The organism is Paenibacillus sp. Z3-2 (assembly GCF_054161325.1).
In genome coordinates, this window is record NZ_CP096397.1 from 5,453,198 (window position 1) to 5,469,820 (window position 16,623).

General features: G+C 45.0%; 16 protein-coding genes. 4 read left to right on the forward strand and 12 right to left on the reverse strand.

The annotated features are described in order from the left end of the window. Positions 1 to 64 precede the first annotated feature (64 nt). The gene (locus tag M1D71_RS24425; protein ID WP_145325059.1) at positions 65 to 868 is read left to right on the forward strand and encodes an NAD kinase; all 804 of its coding nucleotides are present in this window, start codon (positions 65 to 67) and stop codon (positions 866 to 868) included. A gap of 26 nt (positions 869 to 894) precedes the next feature. On the opposite strand, the gene M1D71_RS24430 is transcribed toward M1D71_RS24425, so the two are convergent. After that, complete coding sequence (locus tag M1D71_RS24430; RefSeq protein ID WP_458127345.1) at positions 895 to 1,329, reverse strand: YutD family protein; 435 nt, start codon at positions 1,327 to 1,329, stop codon at positions 895 to 897. Further along, complete coding sequence (gene lipA / locus M1D71_RS24435; RefSeq protein ID WP_458124044.1) at positions 1,329 to 2,228, reverse strand: lipoyl synthase; 900 nt, start codon at positions 2,226 to 2,228, stop codon at positions 1,329 to 1,331. The genes M1D71_RS24430 and lipA overlap by 1 nt, the downstream gene beginning before the upstream one ends. 240 nt (positions 2,229 to 2,468) lie before the next feature. Here lipA and M1D71_RS24440 point away from each other — a divergent pair, with 240 nt between their 5' ends. Next, complete coding sequence (locus M1D71_RS24440) at positions 2,469 to 3,539, forward strand: M23 family metallopeptidase (protein ID WP_458124045.1); 1,071 nt, start codon at positions 2,469 to 2,471, stop codon at positions 3,537 to 3,539. A 178-nt stretch (positions 3,540 to 3,717) separates the two neighbouring features. Here M1D71_RS24440 and yunB read toward each other — a convergent pair whose 3' ends face one another. The 4 genes from yunB to zwf form a co-directional block, all read right to left on the reverse strand. Next, positions 3,718 to 4,596 (reverse strand): sporulation protein YunB, encoded by an 879-nt coding sequence (yunB, locus tag M1D71_RS24445; protein ID WP_458124046.1) that lies wholly within the window; start codon positions 4,594 to 4,596, stop codon positions 3,718 to 3,720. 250 nt (positions 4,597 to 4,846) lie between these two features. Further along, positions 4,847 to 5,491, reverse strand: a complete 645-nt coding sequence (gene fsa, locus M1D71_RS24450; RefSeq protein WP_145325055.1) for a fructose-6-phosphate aldolase — start codon at positions 5,489 to 5,491, stop codon at positions 4,847 to 4,849. 86 nt (positions 5,492 to 5,577) lie between these two features. After that, positions 5,578 to 6,471: a phosphogluconate dehydrogenase (NAD(+)-dependent, decarboxylating) gene (gnd, locus tag M1D71_RS24455; protein ID WP_145325054.1), complete on the reverse strand. Its 894-nt coding sequence runs from the start codon at positions 6,469 to 6,471 to the stop codon at positions 5,578 to 5,580. Between the two features lie 478 nt (positions 6,472 to 6,949). Further along, positions 6,950 to 8,404 carry a glucose-6-phosphate dehydrogenase gene (gene zwf, locus M1D71_RS24460; RefSeq protein WP_458124047.1) on the reverse strand — a complete coding sequence of 485 codons (1,455 nt, stop codon included), beginning with the start codon at positions 8,402 to 8,404 and terminating at the stop codon, positions 6,950 to 6,952. A 415-nt stretch (positions 8,405 to 8,819) separates the two neighbouring features. Between zwf and M1D71_RS24465 the strand changes: the two genes are divergently transcribed. After that, positions 8,820 to 9,140 carry a winged helix-turn-helix transcriptional regulator gene (locus M1D71_RS24465; RefSeq protein ID WP_036605715.1) on the forward strand — a complete coding sequence of 107 codons (321 nt, stop codon included), beginning with the start codon at positions 8,820 to 8,822 and terminating at the stop codon, positions 9,138 to 9,140. Positions 9,141 to 9,366: 226 nt separating this feature from the next. On the opposite strand, the gene M1D71_RS24470 is transcribed toward M1D71_RS24465, so the two are convergent. Next, positions 9,367 to 10,524 (reverse strand): Gfo/Idh/MocA family protein, encoded by a 1,158-nt coding sequence (locus M1D71_RS24470; RefSeq protein WP_458127346.1) that lies wholly within the window; start codon positions 10,522 to 10,524, stop codon positions 9,367 to 9,369. Between the two features lie 108 nt (positions 10,525 to 10,632). Between M1D71_RS24470 and M1D71_RS24475 the strand changes: the two genes are divergently transcribed. Next, entirely contained in the window at positions 10,633 to 11,508 is an 876-nt protein-coding gene (locus M1D71_RS24475; RefSeq protein WP_458124048.1) for an AraC family transcriptional regulator, read from the forward strand. Between the two features lie 75 nt (positions 11,509 to 11,583). On the opposite strand, the gene M1D71_RS24480 is transcribed toward M1D71_RS24475, so the two are convergent. The 5 genes from M1D71_RS24480 to M1D71_RS24500 all read right to left on the reverse strand — a co-directional run bounded on the left by M1D71_RS24480 (position 11,584) and on the right by M1D71_RS24500 (position 16,351). Further along, positions 11,584 to 12,333: a DUF3600 domain-containing protein gene (locus M1D71_RS24480; RefSeq protein ID WP_458124049.1), complete on the reverse strand. Its 750-nt coding sequence runs from the start codon at positions 12,331 to 12,333 to the stop codon at positions 11,584 to 11,586. After that, positions 12,320 to 12,907 carry a sigma-70 family RNA polymerase sigma factor gene (locus tag M1D71_RS24485; RefSeq protein WP_458124050.1) on the reverse strand — a complete coding sequence of 196 codons (588 nt, stop codon included), beginning with the start codon at positions 12,905 to 12,907 and terminating at the stop codon, positions 12,320 to 12,322. Before M1D71_RS24485 ends, M1D71_RS24480 begins: the two co-directional genes overlap by 14 nt. A 933-nt stretch (positions 12,908 to 13,840) precedes the next feature. Beyond that, entirely contained in the window at positions 13,841 to 14,623 is a 783-nt protein-coding gene (locus M1D71_RS24490) for an SDR family NAD(P)-dependent oxidoreductase (RefSeq protein WP_458124051.1), read from the reverse strand. Between the two features lie 89 nt (positions 14,624 to 14,712). Continuing rightward, complete coding sequence (locus M1D71_RS24495; protein WP_458124052.1) at positions 14,713 to 15,291, reverse strand: TetR/AcrR family transcriptional regulator; 579 nt, start codon at positions 15,289 to 15,291, stop codon at positions 14,713 to 14,715. Positions 15,292 to 15,352: 61 nt separating this feature from the next. Then, positions 15,353 to 16,351, reverse strand: a complete 999-nt coding sequence (locus M1D71_RS24500) for an NADP-dependent oxidoreductase (protein WP_458127347.1) — start codon at positions 16,349 to 16,351, stop codon at positions 15,353 to 15,355. Between the last annotated feature and the right edge of the window lie 272 nt (positions 16,352 to 16,623).

Here is a 16,623-nt window from a genome sequence, read left to right on the forward strand (position 1 = left end):
CGTTGTGTTCTTCCGCGGAATTGATTATCATCGGTAGTATAATGACCACAAAGGAGCTTTCATCTTGAGATACTATGTTCAAGACCGCGGAGACCAATTATCGATTGATCTCAGTCAGCAGTTTCATGCGCTGGCGAAGGAAGAAGGGTTCAAGCTGGATGCAGAATCGCCGGAGATCGTCATCTCCATCGGGGGCGATGGTACGATGTTGCAGGCATTTCACAATTTCATCGACCGCATTCCGGATATTGCTTTTGTTGGGGTTCATACAGGCCATCTCGGCTTTTACGCCGATTGGAAGAAGGAAGAATTACGTGAATTAGTTAGATTGATGAGTGGCAAAGGAGATCCGGAGCGTCTCAAACCACGTATTGTACAATATCCACTCCTGGAGCTTGAGATTCGTAAAAAGTCGGGGAATTCTTCTTACATTGCACTTAATGAATTTACGTTAAAAGGTGTGGACGGTACCGTCGTGGCCCAGGTCGATATTAACGATGTGACTTTTGAGATGTTCCGTGGGGATGGAATCTGTGTATCCACGCCATCAGGCAGTACGGCATACAACAAAGCCCTTGGCGGTGCCATGGTGCATCCAACCATTGAGGCCATTCAGATTGCGGAGATTGCTTCGATTAATAACCGAGTTTATCGGACACTCGGTTCACCGGTTATTTTGCCCAAGCATCATCATTGTGATATTTTCTCCCGCAAGGATCAGCGGTTATTGATGACGATTGATCATGTGAACGTGATGGTGGAGGATCTCATATCTGTGCGCTGTCAGGTATCCAATCACAAGGTCAGTTTCGCGCGTTTCCGTCCTTATCCATTCTGGAATCGGGTCCGCACAGCATTTCTGGACTAACATACACACCAAAAAAGCGGTCCTTCTCAGGAACCGCTTTTTGCTTTGGCTTGGGGTTGATCTTTGCTCTTCTGAAGCACAAAGTACGCACAGCCAAAGTTACAATATTCATTGATATAATCCACCATACTGGCGATCATGGAATCCTTCGTAGCTTTGGGATGGTTATCACGGTAAAAACCTTTTAACCGTAACTGGCTATAACCCCAGTCCCCGATAATATAATCATAACGCTCCAGCACTTCACTGTAACGATCACGGAAGACTTCTGGATTCCAGCCCTCTTTATGGTTCTGGACGATTTCATAATTTTTGCCACCGATCTGTACAATGACCGGTTCTTTGGGTTTTTCTTCAACCGATTCAACACCTGACTCCTGAACCGGCTCCTGGATTTGTTCCTGAAGTTGTTCCTGAATCCGTTCTGTGATTTTCTCTTCTTCCAATCCGGTATCCTCCATCACGCGTGTGTTGCCGCCTGTTCAGCATGTTTGTTAGCAGATTTCACCTGTTCATGCGCATGATAGGAGCTGCGAACCATCGGGCCGGATTCGACATGGCTGAATCCACGTTTCAATCCTTCCTGTTTCAATGCAGCGAACTCCTCTGGCGGATAATACTTTTCAACATACAGATGTTTCTCCGATGGTTGCAAATATTGACCAATCGTCATAATATCGCAGTTCACCGCACGAAGATCATCCATCGTTAATAAAATTTCATTATATTCCTCACCTACACCAAGCATAATGCTTGATTTCGTTGGGATGTTAGGTTGCATTTCTTTGGCACGAGCAAGCAATTCTAGTGAACGTTTATACTTCGCCTTGGCACGCACTTTGTCAGACAACCGCTCAACTGTCTCAATATTGTGATTCAGAATGTCTGGTTTGGCATCCATTACAATCTGCAAAGATTCCCGATCGCCCAGAAAGTCTGGAATAAGTACTTCAACGCTGCACAATGGCAAACGCCGCCGCACGGCCTTTACCGTCTCTGCAAAAATCGTAGCTCCCCCGTCCTTCAAATCATCACGGGCTACACTTGTAATTACGCAGTGTTGCAGATTCATCTGCTCTGCTGCTTCCGCCACACGTTCTGGTTCCTGCAAATCAAGCTCCGTTGGCAAGCCTGTATTCACCGCGCAAAAACGGCATGCCCTTGTGCAAATGTCGCCCAAAATCATAAAAGTGGCCGTTCGATTGGCCCAGCATTCATAAATATTCGGACACCGTGCTTCCTCACATACCGTATGCAGCGTTTTGGAACGCATCATCGTTTTCATTTCCTGATAGTTATCGCCGGTTGTCAATTTGATCCGAATCCAATCCGGTTTCGGTTCTTTAACACGTTTTGCCAATGCATAAACCTTCTTTCTACTGAAGTTAGGCTGTTGCTCGGAACATATTATACCATGAAAGCTCTGGAAAAACTCCCATTTGTCACATCTTGTGCATTCAAGCCTGATCTGGACAATTTGTTTCAATCGATTCATAACGACAGCTCACATGGATAAAATGAGAACTTTTGAAGAACGCTAACCTTTAGCTTGGTTCATCGGGTACCTTGTATCATTCTAATGGAAAGGGGCTGCTTCCCAGTGCAACAACGCTTGACCTTCAGGCACACATACCGCTTTTGGATCAAAACATTACTTGCAGGTACTCTGCTTCTCCCATTCTTGCCTGTTGACGTTTACAGTGAACCCGCCGGGGCCGCTCCCAAACCACAGGCAGCTGAGCTAAAGCCCGCAGAAATTTTCGCTGCACGTCGCCATTTATATGAGAGCATCGGTCAGATGACTCAGATTCCCTGGTACAGGCTGGCCGCAATTGATCAGTATGAACGAACGATTACTCGTGCGCACCCGAAGGATCGCAAGCATGAAGAGCGCCTCACAGGCATCTTCATGACCTCTCCAGCATGGAGAGGATGGTTGAATCCCAATGAGACGGATCAACATCCGAACTCCATTCTTTTTTTCAATGGATATGGACGTGACGGTTCCGGGGATGGCCTGGCAAATGCCAACAATGATCAGGATGTGCTGTACAGCATGGCTTCTGTTATTCAGCGTTACGGAAACAGACAAGAGGACTTCAATATTGCTTTGTGGGAATATTATCACAACTCCCGAGCCGTACAACGAATACAGCAATTCGCGAAGTTATATGAGCATTTTGACAACTTGAATCTATTTGGTCATGCCTTTCCCGTGCCGCTCGGAACCAACTACTCCTACCGCAGCACCTGGGGTACGAAACGAAGCTGGGGCGGCTATCGCATTCATGAAGGAACCGACATCTTCGCTCCGCATGGACTACCTGTGCGCAGTACCTGTTACGGTGTCGTGGAAATCAAAGGCTGGAACCCGTTTGGGGGCTGGCGCATCGGAATTCGCGACTTAAACAACCATTATCACTACTACGCCCATTTATCCGGTTTTGACAAAAATGCACGCATTGGTGAAATTGTTACGCCAGGTCAAGTCGTAGGATGGGTTGGCAGTTCGGGTTACGGTAAACCTGGGACACAGGGAAAGTTCCCTCCACATCTTCACTATGGGATCTACCGGGACAGCGGACTGCACGAATGGTCGTTCGATCCTTATCCACAGCTGAAACATTGGGAACAGGAAGAACGCAAACAGAAGAACACGAAAAGCAAGTGAGACGAGGATACGCTCAGTACGTGGAAGCAATTTGGTGTACACCTCATGTCTTGACCCAGACCTGTAAATTGGCGGGATTAAGTCGATTCTCTTCGGCTCAGCGTACGATAAGCATACGAAAAAGGGACCTCTTCATTAGAGGCCCCTTTCCTTGCTTTGTAATTCAAATTTGTGTGTATCATGGCTGCGCATCCTTATTAGGTTGCAATCCTCCGTTGATATCAGGCAGATCCGGCTCAAATTCAAGCTCGTTCCCATGTACATTGTCTGATGGCGCCTGTTGCTGGTTCTGGCTAGGGGGATTCGTAGTGACTCCATCACCACCGCTTGATACCCCCGTATGCCCCGATGGCAATGCAATAGCTGGGGCCTGACTACCGTTACTCCCTACCGGCTTGCCCTGATTATCGTAATAATACATTGGCACATCGCCGACAACCAGAAGATAAGAGATCGGAATTTCCGTATCGACCGTTTCAGGCTCCATATCGAAGGGAACCACTACTGCAACCTCAGCAATAATGTGGATGTACACTTCCACTAAGATCATGTTAATACCTGCATTCTGCTGACGGGTGTTCAGGTCCACTTTGACAGCACCCTGAGGCTCGATACGAACCGGTATACTCGGACCAAATGAGGCCAACACCGGACTGCCCAGCGCCTGCCCCAGTGGTATCTTTTCTTTTAACATGTGTACATTCTGAAGCGTGGATTGCACGATATTCATCGTACTTGCGGTAATTCGCATATGCTCATTGTAGTTCAGCATGAAACCGGACACTTTCCCGGTGGTATCCGTCTTCCAGTCAATCAGCCCTTCATTGGTTTTGCCATCTGCCACCTGTGCTGTAATCGCCTTGTTGATCGCTTCGGTTGCAATCTGCTTCACTCTGATCTTGGCCAAATGCATGATAGGGGGTTTCATTTTCTTATCCACATAGGCAAAACCCTGCATCAAACAAAACGCTGTCACCAATAAAATGATCAACCACATTTTGCGTTTACCGCTTGGTGGCTTACGACGTCTCCGGCTTCGCCATCTTCTTCTCATCATCGAAGTGTCCCTCCCCTGCGGGATGAGCTATAGGCTATATGTTAACCTTATGCACCATTGTCCCGAAAAAGAAGGACAGTACGTGGACACTGGACAGAAAGTAATAACAACATTAAAGAGACAAGCAGTCACCACTGACTAATTGGAGCATACGAAAACAAAGATAAAAAAACCTTCCGCTTGCAGATTACTCCACAATGCGAAAGGCTTTATGTTTAGACACCCAAAGAATCTGGCGTTGTCTACCACTTTATTTCGGAACAGATTCCCAGTCTTTCAGGAAACGTTCAATACCGCTGTCCGTCAGTGGGTGTTTCCAAAGTGTTGGCAGAAGCGAACCCGGAATGGTGGCAATATGCGCACCGGAAAGGGCTGCATCTTCGACATGTTTGATATTGCGTATGCTTGCTGCAATAATCTCGGAAGGCAGATCATACATATCCAGAATCAGACGCAGATCACGAATCAGTTTCATACCGTCCACCGCAATATCATCCAGACGACCAACAAATGGACTGATGTATGTCGCACCGGCTTTCGCCGCCATCAGGCCCTGTGCTGCGGAGAAGATCAGCGTTACATTGGTTTTGATCCCTTTTTGCGACAATTCATGACAAGCATATAGCCCATCTTCGGTCATCGGTAATTTAATGACTACATTCGGTGCCCATTCTGCAATTTCATAAGCTTCCTTCAACATATCCTCGGCTTTGAGACCGATAACTTCAGCACTGACTGGGCCTTTAACGATGCCACAGATCTCCTGAATGACTTCTTTAAATACACGACCTTCTTTGGCAATCAAAGACGGGTTGGTCGTGACTCCATCCACCAGACCTAGACGCTCGATCCGTTTGATTTCTTCCACATTACCTGTATCCAAGAAAAATTTCATGATATGTTCCCTCCACTTGATGAATTTGTAAACACGATATAAGTCATTACCCGATGTTCATCATATGTTAACAGTTATATATAAAATTAATTTTTCTCTACAGCGTGACCGCCAAATTCATTACGCAGTGCTGCTACCACTTTACCTGTGAATGTGTCTGTCTCCAGGGAACGGTAACGCATCAGCAAGGACAAAGCGATAACCGGTGTAGCTGTTTGAAGATCAAATGCCGTTTCTACCGTCCAACGTCCTTCACCGGAAGAATGCATTACGCCTTTAATTTCATCAAGGTTCGCATCTTTGGAGAAGGCACGTTCCGTCAGCTCCATCAACCAAGAGCGGATAACGGAACCATTGTTCCATACACGCGCAACTTGCTCGAAGTCGAAGTCAAATCCACTTTTCTCCAATACGTCAAAACCTTCACCAATGGATGCCATCATACCGTACTCGATACCATTGTGAACCATCTTGAGGAAGTGACCGCTGCCCGCTTTACCTGCATACAGGTAGCCGTTTTCCACGGAAGTATCTTTGAAAGCCGGTTCGACAATTGCCCAAGCTTCCGGGTCTCCACCGATCATATAACATGCTCCATTACGTGCGCCTTCCATACCGCCAGATGTACCTGCATCCATGTAGTGAATGCCTTTAGGTTTCATCTCTTCGTAACGACGGATGGATTCTTTGTAGTGGGAGTTACCCGCTTCAATAATGATGTCACCTTTGGACAACAATGGGCTCACTTCAGCCAGTACTGCGTCAACGACGTTGTGAGGAACCATGATCCACAGTACACGCGGGGATTCGAGCGAAGCGACCATCTCTGCGTAAGAAGATACGCCTTCAGCGCCGTATTCTTTCATTTCATTAACCGCTTCAGCGTTCAGGTCAAAAGCAACCACTTCGTGTTTGTGATCAATCAGGTTTCTACCCAGGTTCAATCCCATTTTTCCTAATCCAATAAGTCCAAGTTTCATTTCAAAATCCTCCTGTTATGAACAATGTTTAAATTTCATGTGCGCTCAAAATTAAAAATAAGTGCTTAACGTTTGGCGAAGTAACCGTTCCGGTCACGAATCGTTCTTTTGATCGCTGTTATCCCCAGATTTTTTGAATCTCCTATATAGGAGAAAATCCGGGGATAAAGGCGAACGCTACACTTCTTCAGAATCGATTTCGTCCCATACACTACATTCTCAGCGTTCAAAGCCAACCCTTTTCAAAACTGAACCGCTAATCTATATTTAAAAATTTTCACGGCCTTCCGGCGAACATAACCGGAGGGTCTTACGCAAAATTGGAACGGTATGCTTCATAATTAATACTGTTTTTATATATCAGCAATTGCATCATTCAATCCAAACTCGCTTTCGGGTACAAGCAATAGACGAATAGAAGCATTACGTTCTATATCCTGCTGACTTGGAAGGTACTTTGGATTTGTGCAAATATCACTTACCACCAACGATAACCGTTTTCGGCTGTCAGACGATCTGCTGACGCAGGTCCGTGCGAACCTGCGCTGTACGTATCCAGTGGCACGCTGCCCGCTTCGAATGCTTTCTGGATTGGTTGCACCCATTTCCATGCCAGCTCCACTTCATTCCAGTGAGCGAAGAAGGTAGAATCGCCACGCATTGCGTCAAAGATCAGATTCTCATAAGCTTCAGGGATGTTACGTTTACCTGAGTTGAAGGTCATATGCATCGGCTCCACTTCACCATGGTTCAATGGATTCTTCGCATTTAATTGAAGCGAGATGCTTTCTCCCGGACCAATTTCTATTGTGAGCAGGTTCGGTTCCGTTGTATTTTCGGCTTCATGACCTGTCTTCAGTGGTGCCTTGAATTCAACAACGATTCTGGTGGATTTCTCAGCCAGTCGTTTACCTGTTCGGATATAAAATGGAACCTCGCTCCAGAATGGATCATCGATCCACAGTCTTGCGGCAACATAGGTCTCGTTCTGAGATCCAGCTGGAATGCCAGGCTCGTCCAGATATCCAACAACCGAAGTACCTTGCAGCTCACCTGCTGCATATTGCGCACGAACAACTTCAGAGGCGATATTTTCTTTCGTCAAAGGACGAAGCGCTTCAGCAATTTTTTGCTTTTTGAATTGAATTTCTTCCGGTGTACAACGTTTAGGCAGATGCAAACCGATCATCATCAACAACTGAAGCATATGGTTTTGGAACATGTCACGAAGGGCCCCACTTTGGTCGTAATATGCGGCACGTTCTTCAACACCTACCGTCTCGCTTGCCGTAATCTGTACGTTGGCGATATAACGGCTAGACCACAACGCTTGAATCACCGGATTCGCGTAAGTGAGTGTCTCAATATTTTGAACCATCGGTTTACCGAGGAAATGGTCAATGCGATAGATTTCTTCTTCCGCAAAGGTATTGCTCAGTTTTTCGTTCAAATCACGAGCCGATTGCAGGTCGTGTCCGAATGGTTTTTCGATAATCAGTTTCTTCCAGCCTTTGGTGTTACCCAGGCCACTCTCTTGAATGTTCAATGCGATCGGCTCAAAGAATTCCGGTGCCACCGACATGTAGAACATGCGATTTTCGGGAATGTTAAGCTCTTGTTCACGCTCCTGAACCAGTTCCAACAGTTTGGTGTAATCTTCAAGCTTCGTATTATTTAAAGAACAATAACGGAAAGCTCCAATGAAATCACGAACCTGAGATGCTTCTTCTGGCGTCTGACGTGAAAATTCATTCAGTGACTTTTCAACATTCGCCTGGAATTCCGTATCCGACAATTCACGTCGTCCCAAACCGATAACGGAGAAGGATTTCGGCATTTTCTGATCCATGTACAAATTATATAATGCAGGGTAAATCTTGCGTTTGGCTAAATCGCCAGTTGCCCCGAACAGGACAAATGTCATTGCATCCATTGGATTGCCTCCTGTGATCTGTGCAGTATAGTATATGATGTTACAAAATGTTCAAATCCAAGCATGACAAAAGACGGAATAAGTGGGTGTGTTCCCCGCCTTGCCTCCGTTTATATAACGCACCTGAATTCAACCATGGAACATTCCTTCTCTCCACAACCTGTGTTTAGGTTATAAATTGTAACCATTTGAATTAACGTTACCCATATTACACCTGTCGTCACAATTCGTCAACAATCGTGTCGAACCTGTGAACTCCAGTGTTTATAGGGTTTTTATTTGATGATAACGCTTTATGTGGTAACATTAAGAACAATTGGTATGTGACATTTTACACATATGGCCTGTGGACAAGTAGGTTACAATAAGTATACTAATGATAATACAAGCAATACTAAATCAAAGGAGTACAATCATGAGCGATGATGAGAATGCCAAGCAAATATGCACAAAAGTGGAACAATCTTATCAGATCATTGGCCGAAAATGGGTAGCCCTCATTATCCATGCATTGATGGAGGAGCCCAAACGCTTCAGTGAGATTCACGCTTATATCCCTGACTTGAGCAAACGTGTGTTAAATGAGCGAATGAAGGAATTGGAGGAAGAAGGACTTGTGGTTCGCCATGTGGTCACGGAACGTCCAGTTCGGACTGAATATATGTTGTCACGAAAAGGCACGGAACTGGGGAGAGCGCTAAGCGCCGTGGAACGTTGGGCTGATAAGTGGCTGTAGCATTCCTTAATTTAAAGGCGAAATAGGGATTACAAACGGGAGATGCAAAACACACGTATAAACGTCATATTATTCATGTCTTTAATATTGTTTCTAATAGATGATTAACTGACTCCGAAATAGAATATTTTGGAGCGGAATGTTATTCTTAATCACTCAAAAGAAAAAAGATGCCAAAGTCACTAGACGTGAGTTGGCATCTTTTTATGCGATTTTTATGCGAATATCACGAATCCAACTTGCTTCCGAGTGTAATACTCGAATCCTCGAAGTTCTCCACCGTCGTCTTTTTTTCATAAAAGTGTACGGCATGTTGCATAATTCCTTCTCTTGTGTAAAACGCGTCTTCCGACCCTAGTGGAAAAACAACCTTTTCTCCTGTACACGCCGACTTGTAAATGCCTACAATCAGTTCAAGCGTATTGCGGCCACTTTTCCCATCCACCAGTAACGGGGATCCTGTCTCAATCGCGTTTAACACATTCTCAACTTGCCCAGCATGGCCCACATGAATAACATCTGGCAATTCGTCAGCGAGCTTCTGAATCTGTTGTTCCAACTCCCGATTGGATTCCGGAAATCCGTTACTCCGTGCTGTAGAAGCAACCACTTTCCAAGGTGAAGATACCCGAGCCTCTTTGCCCTGAAAAATTAACTGCTGCTCCTCTCCGTGATGCACCACCGAACTGGTAATCATGCCAAGCGCCCCTTCCTGGAAGCGAAGCATCGCCATGGATACATCCTCGACTTCGGCATTGTCATGTGCCGTATTTGCCATCATGGCCTGTAATTCCACTGGAGGTCCCATCATCCAGAGCATGGCATCAATATGATGCACCGCATGATTAAGAGTACAACCCCCTCCTTCTTTTTCCCATGTTCCACGCCACCACAGGTCATAATAATTGTGACCTCGCCACCAGAACGAATCAACCTGCACATGTACTATAGGGCCCATCCGTTTGCTGTCCAACACACCTTTCAGTTTCATCATTGGAGTCGTAAACCGATTCTGAGCTACTACCGATAACAGCTTTCCACTTTCTTGCGCTGCTCTCAGCATCAGATCCGCTTCCTCCAAGGAAGATGCCATTGGTTTTTCGACCAGTACATGTGCATCAGCATGCATGAAATCACATGCAATTGGAGCATGCGTATACGGCGGCGTACACACAGATACCAAATCAATATGCTCGCTTAATAATTCGTTATAGTCGGCAACGGCCAGCGCTCCCTCCAGTCCATATTCATTAATTCGCTTCTGTGCTTTATCCACGTACATATCGACCACAGCAACAATCTGACATCGCTCAGGAAATGCCAAATATGCTGAGATATGCGCTCCACTAATTGCACCTGCTCCGATAATCGCCACTTTTAACATCATTGCATACCTCCCTTAGTCCCTTCACAATACACAATAATAAAGCGCTTTTATGCGTTCATCTTGTGATAAAATGAAACTATCTTGCGCATGTTAAGGGAGGGGTTCATGATGTCCATCACCCTGGGAGAACAATTTAATCTGGCCTGTCGTCGCATATCCAACACTACGTTTCGCGAGGTGTTCCACGCTCATTCACAGATGGAGATTACGTACATACATCAGGGATACGGACAGTTGATAACAGAAGGCCAGATGTTCTCCCTTGAACCCGGTATGCTCATGATTTTTCGGCCTTTTCAATTGCACCACGTCCAGATTCAAGTATCCCGACAACAACCTTTCATTCGAAATGTACTCATGGTTGAACTTGATCTTTTGAAGGCACACTGGTCACATTTTATTGCGACTCACCATTTCGTACAGGATCTGCTGGCAGAGCAATCCCCCATTCAGCCCATCCGACTTGCTGCCACTTCCCCACTCATTCAACGAATGGAACAATTCGATAAGACTTATCCAGATCTGCTACCTCATGAAGCTGGGGAGGACACCTGTCTCTTTGTGCTCGATTCACTTACGCAACTTCGCTACTTATGGAAAGATGTTGCAACTCGTCCTTCACATGCGGGCACCGCATTCAATTCAGGGATTCTTCATCCTCATGCCGAAGCTGCCATGCAGTGGATCGAACAGCATTATTCACAGCCTTTCCGTTTGGAGCATATCGCAGATACACTTCATCTATCTCCCTATCATCTGTCTCATGTATTCAAAAAAGCGACCGGCACCACGATTGTCGCTTATGCTCAAGCTACCCGCATTCGTCATGCGTGCGTACTGCTCACCCGTTCCTCCCTTACGGTTCCCGAAATCGGTCACCGTGTCGGTATGACCAGCCCATCCTACTTTTGCAAAGTATTCCGTACTGCCACAGGTACAACACCGCATCAGTATCGACTGAATGTGCAGGGGAGGAAATAATGGATCACAACGTAAAGAAAGAAGCGAAAGAATTCACTTCTCCGCTTCTGCTCCTCTTTCACAATTCCGCCCAACTCAACGCACATTGAGCTCCAACCGTTTCAAATAGGGAATTAGGCGTCTCTCTAGATGCCTTAAATCATCCTTCTGTTCCGCTGACAAGCGTTCCTCATGGATACTTCCATCCTTGTCCATCACCATAACTTGGTATTTTTTCATTTGTTCATAGACAGACTTGAACTCACGATATTGTTCCTTGGTAAATGTCTTTTCTGCCTGTTCCAACTGTTCCGTCCAAAATTGCTGCTCGTCCATCAGTTTTTTGGAGGACCCTACACTCACAGCTTCCAGCTTCTCAAAAAACGGTTCCAACTCAGCTACAAGAAGGCTGTACCGTTCTTGCTCCACTGTACTCCACTGCTCTGGATGCATATTGCCCTGAGAATCGGCATACTTCAAAGCCATTTGCCCCATTTGCTTTAACAAGTCCATGTATTGAACAAATTCGTCTTCGCTGAAATGGGCCTTGGCCGTCTGCAGCTTCGCTTCCAACCTCATATAATCCTCAGCTGTTCCCCCCATAGCTGTGATATTTTCCTGTGAACCATATATTCCATCTGCAAGATAGCTGTACCCTGCATAGGCTCCGGTGGGAATGATAAGAACAGCAACCAATAGCGCAGTGACCAGCCATTTTTTTCGACTCTTTCTGCGGTATGAATCACTTCGAATACCATCCATAATTTTATATTTTGTTCTCGCAGAAATCGACCAGTCTTGTGTCTCTTCCTGATAAGCTTTTCGCAACTGTTCATCGAGTTTCATGCAGATCCTCCACCTTTCCCCGCAACCTCGGATTCATCTTTTCTTTCTGTCTCAACTTCGCCAGCGCCGCATGTATGCGCGATTTTACGGTTCCAAGCGGAATCTCCAATATGCCAGCAATCTCCTCTTGCGTGTATTCATTTAAATAATGAAGTGTGACCACCTGCCGCAGCTTGTACGGTAAGCAGCGCACCTGTTCTAGCAGAGAATGATTCCCCAGTTTGTTGATCAGATCAGTGGAAAAATCATATTCCATTCCTACGTCAGATTTCTCGACCCGCTTGCTAAACCGAAACTGCATCAACCTTTTGCGTCGATAACTCTGAACCTGTCGCATCGTCACCCCCATCAACCAGGGACGAAAAGCACGCTCCGCATCATATCGCTCTAATGACCGATAAGCCTGAATGTAAATCTCCTGTACCACATCCTCCGCGTCAGATTTGTCCTTGATGAGAAAACGCACAGTTCGATATATCCTCGTCACTGTTTTCTCATATAATTCTCCATATGCTTCTTCACGCCCAGCACGTATTAACGTAACGAGTTCTATGTACTCATCCTGCTCACTCATTAGCCATCCCCTTCCTCCTTACACTATATATTGGCACGCCAGCATCATATCGTTCGAATTTATTTATTGAATGAGTAGGTATAGTTGAATCTGATACAAAAAAGTCCTCTGGTGTTTATCATGATATAATATACCTAATTTTGATATAAATGGAGGTTTTGCATCTGAGTTATAAGATTACCTTTGGACTTTTACTTTTACTTTTACTTTTACTTATTTCAATTGTCGGATTTGTAATCGCCAGAATCGACTTTGAGGCTTACGCCACGATATATAGATTTATTGGGATTTTAATTATTCCATCGACTTACTTCTTTTTCTTTCGAAAGCGGATGTAAGGAGCACTTTATAGGGGTGGTTACTACTGTGATGAAGCTTTTCTCCAAATTGTACTCAGAGTATTTACTGATTCCAAGAGCTCTATGTTTGCTGTTCTTGTGGAATTCGAGCCCCTCAGCTTCCCTCCTGTTTTTGTGTATGTTTGTCGTAAAAGGGACGATGAAGGACACAGTGATACGAGAGAATTGGGAGAAACCTGATTTTAGTATCGCTAACGAACTGAATTGATTTATGCATAACATGTTTTTACCTTCTCATTTTACGGTTGCCAGCCAATGAAATGCCTCATCTATGTCATGGAATTCTTGAGATGGATTGGATATGTCCATTCCTGAGAGCATTCGGTTTGCACTCGATTTAGCTATCGCTTTATGAGGAACAAGCAGTGCTGAATACTTAAGTCCTGCTTCGAGTGATCTCGGATACCACTCTTGTGCAACCCTAACTCCAACAATTTATTTAGTGGTGTACGATATTGTTCACCTTGCGCAAAGCTCTTCCATTGCAAAACAACTACCTTATCTTCCTTATTCCATGTAACGGTTGCTTGAGGGGAATCATAAAAAATCATATCGGCATCTCCTTTTTAAATGTTTAATGTCCTGTCTTGTTCTGTGTGGATCTAATCATGCGAGTCATCATCTTACGCGGTAACAAGCGCGGGATAAATGCAATGAAGCGGTTACGAGCCCCTGGCATAATTAATGTCTTGCCACGCAAGAAGCCTTGATATCCTTCTTCCGCTACCTGTCCCGCTTCCATGATCGGGCCTTGCAGCATCTTCGAGACACCCATACCCGAACGATCAACAAATCCGGTAGATGTCAGACCTGGACACAGTGCCGTCACCGTAACACCAGTACCGTTTACTTCATTCTCCAAAGCTTCAGTGAACGATAGCACATACGCTTTCGTCGCATAATATACCGACATCATTGGTCCAGGGAAAAAGCCTACCAACGAAGCCACATTCATCACTCCGCCGTGCCCACGTTGGATCATATCCGGTAAGAACAGCTTGGTCATGACCGTTAAAGCCTTAATATTCACGTCAATCATATTAATTTCTTGTTCCAGATCCGTCTCCATAAATGTCCCGAACAGGCCGAAGCCCGCATTGTTGACAAGATAGTCAACAACAATGCCCTTTTCCTTCAGCTCATGATAAATCTCCTGTGGTACCCCAGGTTCCGCTACATCTTTGGCAATAACCGTCGCCTGAATGCCATACTTTTTCTGATACTCCTGAGCTAGATCCTGTATTTTACCCCCGCTTCGTGCTACCAGCACAATATGATGCCCACCTTTGGCAAACCGATCTGCTAACTCTTTACCGATCCCACCCGATACCCCTGTGATTAGAACTGTCTTTCTCATGTTGTTGCCTGCCTCTCTTTTCTATAAAATATGTTTCACCTGGAACATCAATATTTGAACGAACGTTCTATAATAGTAAAAAAAATAGATCATCTTAAAATAAAGTGCATCGATAGCGTCGCTATACGTAAGAGTTTTTCTTTGGTCATCGAAGTCTTGGCCATCACCCCTAACCCAACGCCTACATTATGCAGATATTCCGCCAATACTTCGGCGTTGTACTCCGTTGTGAATTCACCTTCCTGCTGTCCCCACACAATAATGTCCTTGATGAGGTTCTCTGCATTGGCAAACATCTCCGTCGATCGGTTGTTCATGTCGTCATCCCGTGCCGCCAATTCTACCGTCGAATTAACAATGAAGCAGCCTGATGCTGGATGCTCCTCTCCATGAATCAAAGAAAAAAATATAAACTGAAGTGCTTCCGTTGCCGTTTGGGAATGCTTTACGCCTGCTGCAAGGGCGGAGCTGATTTTGTGATCATACAGATCTACTGACTTCAGAAACAAGGTGTGTTTATCGCCAAATGTGTCATACAAGCTTTTACGATGAATTCCCATATGATTAACCAGATCCGTCATGGATGTATTCTCATAGCCTTGTACCCAAAAAAGTCTCATCGCTTTATCCAGTACAACAGACTCTTCGAACTCTTTGCTTCTCGCCATTGGCTTCCCTCCTGTTCAGAAAACGAACATTGAATAGCATGAGCATGATCTTAACGAGTCATTAAAAGGTAACGATGACTTTGCCCTGGGAGTGACCCGTTGATACTTTGATCAATGCCTTTTCAATGTCATCAAACGTATACGTAGAATCGATCGAAGGCTTAATGTCTTCTTTTTCTACAAGAGCTGTAATCTCTTGCAATTGAACTCCACTGGAGTGAACGAATAAAAAACGATATTCAGTTTGAGTCTTACGTGCCATGGAATCCAAGCGCGCACCTACGAGACCAAACAGTGCTCTTTTCCACAACGGGAATTGACTGTCCACTGCAAAGCGATAATTGGGTCCAGCCTTCAAAGAAACTAATTTGCCATGTGGTTTCAAAATGCTCAGTTCAGCTTTGATCTCATCCGCACCCAAGGTGTCGATCACATAATCCATATCGGACAGAATGTCAGCATACTGCTCGGTCTTATAATCAATGAATTGATCTGCTCCAATGGATAGAGTACGTGCTCTGCCCCTCTCACTGCCACTTGTGATAACCGTTAATCCCATGGACTTGGCAATCGGGATGGCCATTGCACCGAATCCCCCGGTTCCGCCAGGAATAAACAGCTTTTTATTCGGCTCAGCTTGGAGTACATCATGCAATGCTTGATACGCGGTCAGGGCAGTAAGGGGTACTGCAGCAGCTTCGATAAAAGACAGATTCTCAGGCATTATGGATAAAGCATCCTCATGCACAGCGGCGTATTCAGCAAAAGCACCAATTTTATTCAGAGGTAACCTTGTATAAACCGAATCCCCAACTTTAAAATTCAAAACATCATTACCAACGGCTTCAATGACACCCGATAATTCATTCCCTAACGTTAAAGGTAACGTATAGTCGGCAATCATCCGAACACTGCCATTCATATTCAATATATCCAGCGGATTTACACCCGCAGCTTTCACTTTAACAAGGACCTCACGGCTATCAATCTGAGGTGTCTCAATATTATTAATTCCCACTTGGATTTTTTTGGAGTATTTCTGTATTTGAGCTGCTCTCATCATTTATCCTCTTCCTTTGCTTATAGACTATATAAGTTGAACTAAAGATTATTCACACTGACACTACGATGACAGAACAACCTTCCAATCGCTGTTATTTTTTTGATCCCTTTCTAAAGGGAAAATCCGCTGATAAAGGCGAACGCTTCGCTTTTTCAGGTTCTTTCTGTCCTCTCCGTTAATGTGTAAATGATTAGTTCAATTTATGTGAGAACATGGCGCACAATTCAGTTGTACGCCACGTTACAGCTTGTGCTAGTTTAGCCCCTCTT

What these genes read in the sequence shown, in the direction of transcription:
- M1D71_RS24430 (WP_458127345.1), bottom strand. Translation starts at nt 1,329, where the DNA reads ATGGAGGATACCGGATTGGAAGAAGAGAAAATCACAGAACGGATTCAG.
- yunB (WP_458124046.1), bottom strand. Translation starts at nt 4,596, where the DNA reads ATGATGAGAAGAAGATGGCGAAGCCGGAGACGTCGTAAGCCACCAAGC.
- fsa (WP_145325055.1), bottom strand. Translation starts at nt 5,491, where the DNA reads ATGAAATTTTTCTTGGATACAGGTAATGTGGAAGAAATCAAACGGATC.
- gnd (WP_145325054.1), bottom strand. Translation starts at nt 6,471, where the DNA reads ATGAAACTTGGACTTATTGGATTAGGAAAAATGGGATTGAACCTGGGT.
- zwf (WP_458124047.1), bottom strand. Translation starts at nt 8,404, where the DNA reads ATGGATGCAATGACATTTGTCCTGTTCGGGGCAACTGGCGATTTAGCC.
- M1D71_RS24465 (WP_036605715.1), top strand. Translation starts at nt 8,820, where the DNA reads ATGAGCGATGATGAGAATGCCAAGCAAATATGCACAAAAGTGGAACAA.
- M1D71_RS24470 (WP_458127346.1), bottom strand. Translation starts at nt 10,524, where the DNA reads ATGTTAAAAGTGGCGATTATCGGAGCAGGTGCAATTAGTGGAGCGCAT.
- M1D71_RS24475 (WP_458124048.1), top strand. Translation starts at nt 10,633, where the DNA reads ATGATGTCCATCACCCTGGGAGAACAATTTAATCTGGCCTGTCGTCGC.
- M1D71_RS24480 (WP_458124049.1), bottom strand. Translation starts at nt 12,333, where the DNA reads ATGAAACTCGATGAACAGTTGCGAAAAGCTTATCAGGAAGAGACACAA.
- M1D71_RS24485 (WP_458124050.1), bottom strand. Translation starts at nt 12,907, where the DNA reads ATGAGTGAGCAGGATGAGTACATAGAACTCGTTACGTTAATACGTGCT.
- M1D71_RS24490 (WP_458124051.1), bottom strand. Translation starts at nt 14,623, where the DNA reads ATGAGAAAGACAGTTCTAATCACAGGGGTATCGGGTGGGATCGGTAAA.
- M1D71_RS24495 (WP_458124052.1), bottom strand. Translation starts at nt 15,291, where the DNA reads ATGGCGAGAAGCAAAGAGTTCGAAGAGTCTGTTGTACTGGATAAAGCG.
- M1D71_RS24500 (WP_458127347.1), bottom strand. Translation starts at nt 16,351, where the DNA reads ATGAGAGCAGCTCAAATACAGAAATACTCCAAAAAAATCCAAGTGGGA.